This window comes from Bartonella sp. OD88NMGDW, from assembly GCF_042193775.1.
Taxonomy (GTDB): domain Bacteria; phylum Pseudomonadota; class Alphaproteobacteria; order Rhizobiales; family Rhizobiaceae; genus Bartonella; species Bartonella grahamii.
Genome location: NZ_JBHIMA010000019.1, coordinates 1 through 7,799, shown reverse-complemented (window position 1 = coordinate 7,799; position 7,799 = coordinate 1). Strand labels below are relative to the sequence as shown.

Annotated in this window: 5 protein-coding genes and 1 pseudogene; all 6 read right to left on the bottom strand. The window is 38.9% G+C overall.

Going from position 1 to position 7,799, the window contains the following annotated elements:
- Positions 1-1,706: 1,706 nt before the first annotated feature.
- Positions 1,707-1,946 (bottom strand): hypothetical protein, encoded by a 240-nt coding sequence (locus ACFIJR_RS08430; RefSeq protein WP_375654001.1) that lies wholly within the window; start codon positions 1,944-1,946, stop codon positions 1,707-1,709.
- 343 nt (positions 1,947-2,289) lie between these two features.
- Positions 2,290-3,516, bottom strand: a complete 1,227-nt coding sequence (locus ACFIJR_RS08425; protein ID WP_375654000.1) for an MFS transporter — start codon at positions 3,514-3,516, stop codon at positions 2,290-2,292.
- Positions 3,517-3,995: 479 nt separating this feature from the next.
- Positions 3,996-5,234 (bottom strand): DUF2087 domain-containing protein, encoded by a 1,239-nt coding sequence (locus ACFIJR_RS08420; RefSeq protein ID WP_375653999.1) that lies wholly within the window; start codon positions 5,232-5,234, stop codon positions 3,996-3,998.
- Between the two features lie 10 nt (positions 5,235-5,244).
- Complete coding sequence (locus ACFIJR_RS08415; protein ID WP_375653998.1) at positions 5,245-5,919, bottom strand: hypothetical protein; 675 nt, start codon at positions 5,917-5,919, stop codon at positions 5,245-5,247.
- A gap of 214 nt (positions 5,920-6,133) precedes the next feature.
- Positions 6,134-7,336, bottom strand: a complete 1,203-nt coding sequence (locus ACFIJR_RS08410; protein ID WP_375653996.1) for an MFS transporter — start codon at positions 7,334-7,336, stop codon at positions 6,134-6,136.
- 314 nt (positions 7,337-7,650) lie between these two features.
- Positions 7,651-7,799 (bottom strand): annotated as a pseudogene (locus ACFIJR_RS08405) (DUF3792 domain-containing protein); the annotation flags it as partial.

Below are 7,799 nucleotides of genomic sequence, written 5' to 3'. Positions count from 1 at the left end.
TTGCTAACTTGTGTATCGGAACAGACAGAAAAAAAACGTAAGGGTGGTTCTGTATCTGCTGTCATTCTCTTATCGTTAAAGCATCTAGAGAAAAGCTTCTTTACACCTATCCTAACATACATAAATCATAATTGAGAAAGCCATGAGACGCTGTATATCCCTATCCTTGGCGCAATGTACTATCTGTTTTGAAAGGGACATCTCACATCATCTCTTGGGCCATCTGCTCTAGCACCTTTTGCCGCTTCTAGGATGGCATGTTCTTTGAAGAATTGATGATTTTTGCGATCTCTTTTTGAAATGAGCGTGATGGAGAAAAAGTTTTCTGCGTGAGAAAAAGAAGAGGTGGCTTTTTGCTTTTGCAGCCATCGGTACTGACGTTTGAATGGAAGCTGGCACGTGGGGAGGGGAAGTTATAGAGCGCGTGATCATTAAATTTTATCTCGCTATAGGAATATTGGGTTTTATAAGCTATAGAGAAGGCTATACTGAGGGAATGGGGCGCGTGCGCTTAAGTCTTACTAGATAATCTTCAGAGAACAAAAGCTTGTGAAAAATAAGGGCGTTCTTGTATCTCTTTTGCTCCTTATTCCACATCGTTCAAGAGGCTACCTGTTATAGAGCTAGAACGATATTTTTACCAGAAAGCCATACTCCTTAATCCTTAAAAGATAATACTTCTTCACATCCCCTCCTTTAGCTGTATAGGCTTGGGGCTTTTTTAGAAGCTGTTTTTGTAAAGCTACACCACACAAAAGCATGCTCTTAGAGATCAGCTATGGATGTTTTTTGTCTTTTCAAAGCAGGCGGAACATTCTTGCAGCAATTTTATAATAAAGAAGTTCAGAGGTATCACCGTCTGTGAAAAATTGAGCACTAAATAGCTAATAGCTTGAGATAATGCCTTATAACTAACAGCCTGACCCTTACAATAGGGTTTGTTCAACTAAAACTTAAGCTCTGTAATTTTTGCACTTAAAAGGCTCGAAGAAGCTAAACTAAAAGAGGTGCTGTTCTCTTTTACGCTTTTACCTTTCCTGTGAGCTTAACCACATATCTATGCGCAAGGTGTCTATCTCTGTCCTCTGTACAAGGAGATACAAATTAGATGATTTTTTACCCTACCTTAAATATACTTTTGTGCAAATTACTTTAAAGGTTGTGTTTTGTTTTATTCGAAATGCTTTTATGGAAAGGCTTATTGCGCTAAGAGCAAGGAAAAAAACGTGTAAGGTTCCAGTGATAATGAAGAACTTATCGATGAAGTTTATAATCTTATCTTATTTAATTTCTACTAAATCACCATCAAGCACTATAGGATATTCAGTCGTTTGAAAAAAGGATTTTATTTTTTCAGAGCTTGAGGAGCGAATAAATTGAGATTTCTGCATAAAGCAAACATGGAAAAATTGTGATTTATTGATAATGTCTTTTATCAGATAAGAGGATGAGAGGGATGATAAAAGGGTATTTCTTTCAATATCGTAACGTGAATCAATAAACAATAAAACGCCAACACCGTTTTCAAATTGATTGATTATAATGAGTTGAATAGTCTTTCGCCGAAAGAGTGCAACCTTGAAGATTTAAGACATTTGTAAAATCGTGTACAGAAATTGAAGTTCTCATAATATATTATAAAAAGTTAGTGTTCTTCCTTTCAGGTGTAAGGTATGGCCATGATAGCCACAATCGCATGATTGATCCTATGCAATATGAACAACATCACCTGTGGCGTGCTCAAGTAATGGTACATCTTCAGGATAAAAAACAGAGACAATTAATTCATCATTTTCAGGATTTGACTTTACTTGAATGTGATCATAAAGATGATAAATGTCACCATCAATCTCGGAACACTGGAATCCTATTGGAGAAGTTTCTTTTGTGGTAAAGCTAAGGGGTTTAATATCTAATTCAGGGATTATGTCTTTTATTTTCGACACAGATTCAGCTTGAAAGGCTTCTCAAAGATAGAATAGGTTTTTTAGACATTTTAATTTTTGCTTCCGAGATATCGTAATAAGTTTATCCGCAAAACTTGGCAGGCATATGATGGTATCGATAGAAAATTCTTCGATAGCTGAACTCAAAGTCTCAAGATCAACCATAGAGGCAAATGGATAATATGTTACTTTGAGAAGGCGACAAATTTTATGTACAAATAAAAATCCCCCCATAATCCTTTAAGCTGTGAGACAATTTGCAACGGCGTTTACAGAGCAATCTTTAAAGACAGTTTCGAGCTTCTTTGCCGCAGAGTGTGTTACAAACTCATAATTGAGCCATTTATGGCGAAGTGTTTTGGGCACCCTTGTTGTGCCCCCAGTAGCAAAAATTATATGTGACATTGAAGTTCCTTATTTTTTTAGTTTGCATGAGGCAAAGGCAAGAAGCAAAGGCGGAGATACCAACAATCATGCAAAAGGTGAAAGCGATGTGATTGTTGAAATGGCTGATGATCCATCCACTTGTCCATGAGCCGGCAGCTTGGCCAATATTTGAAATAACAAGAATATAACTAAAAAGAACACTGGCTGAGAGGGATGCAGTTGTTTTTCCTGCTTGATAGTATATTTCTGGAACCATGACAGATTCATAGACACTGTAGGCAATTAACGCAGTCACAGCGGTAAAGACGCCACCCATGAGGAAAAATGCAGCAAAACTTCCCGTAAGCCATAATAGGTAGAAAGTTGATTTATCAGAAAGGCTGAGATGTTTATTGATTATTCCTTGCCAGATACAAATACTGATGCCAACAATTGAAAAGAAAATTCCACTATAAGGGGCAAGATTTCTGTCAAATTTATTGAGAAGTGTTGTGGTGGTGATGAAAATTCCCATGAGGAATGCACAAAGCAAAGCCGTGACCAGCAAATAAGTGATAGAACGATTATGGATTATTGTTTTTAAAGAAGAAAGAAAAGGCTTCTTTATTTTTTTGTTCTTTTCAAGAGATAATTTTTTATGGGGGTAGTGATAAACAATTTGAATGGATAAAACACAAAGATACAAACCAATGAGTGCAAAAAAAGCCATTAAGAAGGTCGATGCGTTATATTTTATGGCACTCGTTGCAACAAGAGGGGCGATAACGACAGCAGCGTTTTGAAAAAAAGAATAGAGAGTTAATGCGCGTTTAAGAGTACTTCCATTGAGATGTTCTGATAAAATTTCTCTCAAAAATGGCTTGGAAATTGCTTTCGAAAAAGCCATTAAGGTAAAAAAGATCAACCATGCAGAAGGTGTAAGCGATAGGATAATGCACACAAAAGCAATACTCCTTAAAATAAAGGCGGTAGCCATTAAGAGTTTACGCGAAAATTTTTCTAATAAACCCGTTGTGGTTACCATGAGAATGCTTTCAAGGATTACTGATCCAGCGAGATAAAAAGCAACATTGGCAGCAGTTATGAGAGAAGAGTTTCCAATCAGAGGGAGTACAAAGAAAAAGGAAAATTCAGAAAGAAAAACTGCGCTATAGATGAAAAAAGGAATTTTATTTTTGCTCATGGAATTTCCATAGAAGTGCTGTTAAATGATCAAATACATTTTGTTGTATCTGTTGAGGACGTCTTATGAGCCCTGTTTCCGCTGAACACATTTCGTTGAAATAGTATCTTTATTGATTTACCGGTCAGTCCACTGCAAGAATATTATTTTTTGTTTTTCTACGATGTTTTTAGAAATATCGAGCATGATCTGGGTTGAGCAACAACACTGTTCTCTGATGTTTGCGAAATAATCGTAAGATCATTGAGACCTTGATCCCATATCTTCTCTTGATGATTTTGACTGTTTCTAATCCTATTTGATAACCAACTGACACCCCGCATTTTTGTTTTTCCCCCGCATTCTTGTTACTCTAATGTATCCTTTATGAAGGGGATGTACTAACCGCTCCATAGATTGTCAACATATGAATGAGATGAATGATTTTATAACCTTTTAATGAAATTATATTTTTTTAGTGGAAGGTTATTCATCCTCTTTTAGCGCATGCGTTGATATTTGCCTCCATGGCGTTGTAAAAACCCCTTCTCAACAAGAGTGCGTCGTAATCGGGCAAAGTCTACCGTAAAGAGATTGCATATCTTGGAAACTTCCGTTTCGCTATAGATTTTTTCCTTTTGAAAGGCTTCACCAATTTTTGATAGCATCTCTTCTGTTTCTAAATGGCGGTCGCTTAAATTTTCCCTATTCCGTTCATTTTTTTCTTCTAGCGCTTGCCATAATGTATCTCTCGCTTGAAATCCTTCTGTTGTGTTGTGAATAAGTCCGAGATTCAAAAGGCGATTGATGGATTTATGAATGTTTTTGGCATCTGAATCGACATGTTTGAGGATATCAGTAAGATTTTTTGCACCAAGGATAATGGCGGCATAAACAGCGCGTAGTGTCGGTGAGGTCATGGCAGAGATCAGCGAATTGCGTGTGCTGCGTTTGTGAAGTGCTTCTTTTCCCATGGGCAAAATATCATTTCGAATGGGCAGTTCATTGATTTCTATGAGTTCTGCTTGTAGCGATTGTGCGCGTACAATTTGTTCGGCAGAGGTGCGTTTGCGAATAATCCCCAGACCACTTTGGCGATATTTGTGGTTTTCGGGGAGTGTTAAAGCTTCATAGGAGCCATCAAGCCGGTAGAGAATTTCTTCCCACAAAGGGGTTCTGACACGTCGCACCCGTTGTTCGCCATTGAGAGCAATTGTTGTTGTTATGGTTGGTTCATGTAGACAAAGATAACCACCCGCGGTGATGTGTTCCCAAAGGGTTATAACAAATCGCACATCATCTGCGGGAGTACCAGCATCAAGCCAAGCAAAATCTATTGGTCCCCAAGATTTGAGCGTTTCATCATCGAGAGAGAAGAAATTCTCATGGATAAATGTTACCATGTCTTTTTCAATACCGTCTTGAAGCAGTTTTTGCCATGCTTCTTCTGCTGATTGACCTTCGACTGTAAAATCATCAATGGTGATAAGCCGAGGTTCGTAATTCTCAAGGATTCCTGAAGGGTCAAGCAAAGCTGTGCGCTCTTCCCAGGTGGAGGATTCTAAAAGTTTTTTATCTTGTTGCCATGCTTGTTTTGCTTTTTGCAGTGCTTTAGCAATCAAGCGCGTACTATCACCAGCACCGATTTCAATGACTGTGCGCGGTCTTGCCATTTGAATAAGCGCATAAATGAGCTGTGCACTATTTTCTGTTCCCATGCCAGGTCTTATCAGCTGCATCTTTTTATCCTTATAATTTTACCAATCGTAGCATTCCTGCTTTTATAAAAAACTTTATTGAATCCTCTAGCGGATATTGAATACGTATTGGTGTGGTGGCTTGCTTCAAGAGATGTTTTGTTTTTTCATGAAGCCGGATTGTACGCCCATTGAGTTGATTAATGGCAAGACTGCCAAGAGAAGAATCTATGATAATACATGTTGGCTCTCGTAAAAGAGCGGTTGCATCATTTTCTGAAAATGCTTTTTGATCTGTTTCGATGAGACCGTGTCGTAGCAGTGATATCAAAAGACTTCCAGAGGCAAGAAGAGTACTATAGAATTGTATTTCTCTTAGTGATTGGACAAGGCAGCTTTCACGAAGTGCTTCAAATGTGGGAAAGTCGAATCCGCCAAATGCCGCTCCTTTTGTAGAAACAATGGTGATGGGTTGTATTTGCCGTTTGCCAATGAGTGCTGGTTTGTTTTTTATTATTTGTACATCTTTTGCCCATTGAACGCGTGATAAAGGATTGAGTTCACTTGGGTATACAGCGAAAGAATTGATGGCTATGGGCGGCGTTGGTTTTTGCAATTCAAGCGTATGGATGTTTTCATTCAAGTCATGTTGCATGGTGTCTGCAAGTTGCCATACATAACCGCCTGTTCCATTGTAAAAGTTTAAGCCTATAGGGTCTTGTTGCATGATGTTATCGTTTTTTTTTACTTTAAAATATCAAGTTTTTGGGAGGGTTATTAGTTGCTCTACATTAAAGAGTGGTTTATCAAAGTCCTATTGGGTTGGTATGGGGTTGCATGGGATACAACGATTTGATAAGGATTTTATTGAAATTTGATAGGGTGGTGATTGTCATGTCCTTTTGGGGTGTATGGTTTGCTTGAGAAAAACGCCTCGTCCACTAACCATTATCAAATTCTCTCTGTTTCTTTTTTTGTACGGCACTGTTCACAATAAAACCTAATATGCCTGCGATCATTGTGGCGATGCCAATGATAAACAGTGTGTATTGGGTATGATGCACTTTTACAAAGCCGGCTCCTAGAAAGCCAAGGCATACGGATGTCTGTATGATGAAGATATAGGCAGGCATTTGACTGTTTCGTTGTTCTTTGGGGATGGCTTTCATCATAAAACTTGCCATTAAGGCATTTTGCACACCATTGGCACTCCCAAGGATGAAAAATGATAGCATCATCAGCCATGTGAAGTTTGTTAAGGAAAAACAGAAAATTGCAAAGCCAATGGTTGCGGCAGCTAGTGATGCACCAGCGGCATTGCCAAAATGGTGGAAAAGATTGGAGAAGCAGAGTGGACCAACCACTAAGCCTAGGCTTAGCATACTTGTGATCACCCCATAGGTTTCAGCGCTTAAGTTGAGATCGGTACGAATGCGGACAATCGATAAGACGTTGAGAGCAGAGGTGAGGATAATAGTGATGATGAGGGGCGCAAGAGCATAGACGACATTTTTTTTGCGCAAGAGACCCGCTAAATCTAGTCCTTTTTTGGCTTGCTGTGTTGTATCTGTCTTTTGTGTATGAATTTTTAAACTTTTAAAACAGAAGAGAGTGATAAAGGTAGCAAAAAGAACCATGATTGAAAGTGCAAAGAGTCCTTTTTGTCCGTTTGATATTCCATACAACACACCCCCTAGGAGTGGTCCGGCAATATAGCCAAGATTACGAACTGTTTGGATAATGCGATTGATACTGTCTAATTGCTGTTCATTTTTTGCGAAGTCAGGTACCGCAACAAGAATAGCGGACCAAAAGAGTGAACCAGCACAACCTAGTGCGAAAGAAAGGGCAATATAAACCCAAAATTGGTTTGCGATTGCAGCTGCGGCTATGAAAAGCGCTTCAAACAATAAAACAACAGTGACTGTGTATACTGGTTGGAAGTGATGCAAAAGACGTGGTGCAATTGGTCCGGCACAAATCGCCCCGATAAGCCCTGCAAAAAGCAGCATTGAAATAGAAGCTGTGCTTTCTGCTAAGTGTAAAGCAAATGTGACTTGAGCCGTTTCATCGGCAAAGCTGCTAAAGCCTAAAACGAAAAAAAGCCCAGTTTGGGCGAAAATTATGGATTTTTTCTTTGTCACAATGCTCCTCCCCAAGAGGTTATAAGGTACAATTTTCTTCTGCGTGTTTATGGGATATCCCACGCTTTGTCTAGTTTTTCTTGATGATCAGTTGAGAAAGGAAGTTTTCAGAGCTCTCTTCAAAACAAGCACAATGCCTATTGGCAGTGATGAGCAGCTCCTTATGTTTTTTGAAAGGGGAATATTGAAGGATTATGGGCTGGCGAAATTTTCTGATATGAGAGACAATGATACAAAAGGGCAATCAGAAAATTTCACAAAAAAGCTGCACTATGCGTGCAGCTTTTTTTGTGTTTGCTTTAGAGGTAGACGTTTTAAAGCATGAAAGTATCCTTACGGCTTCTGTAACCATAGTAGCCAAAAACACTGGAAATAATGGCACCTATCAGACTGCCTAAAAAGCCCCACCACCCCATATTGGAGGCTGTTTTTGTGGCTTTAGTTGCAGTGTTTTTGGCGCCCT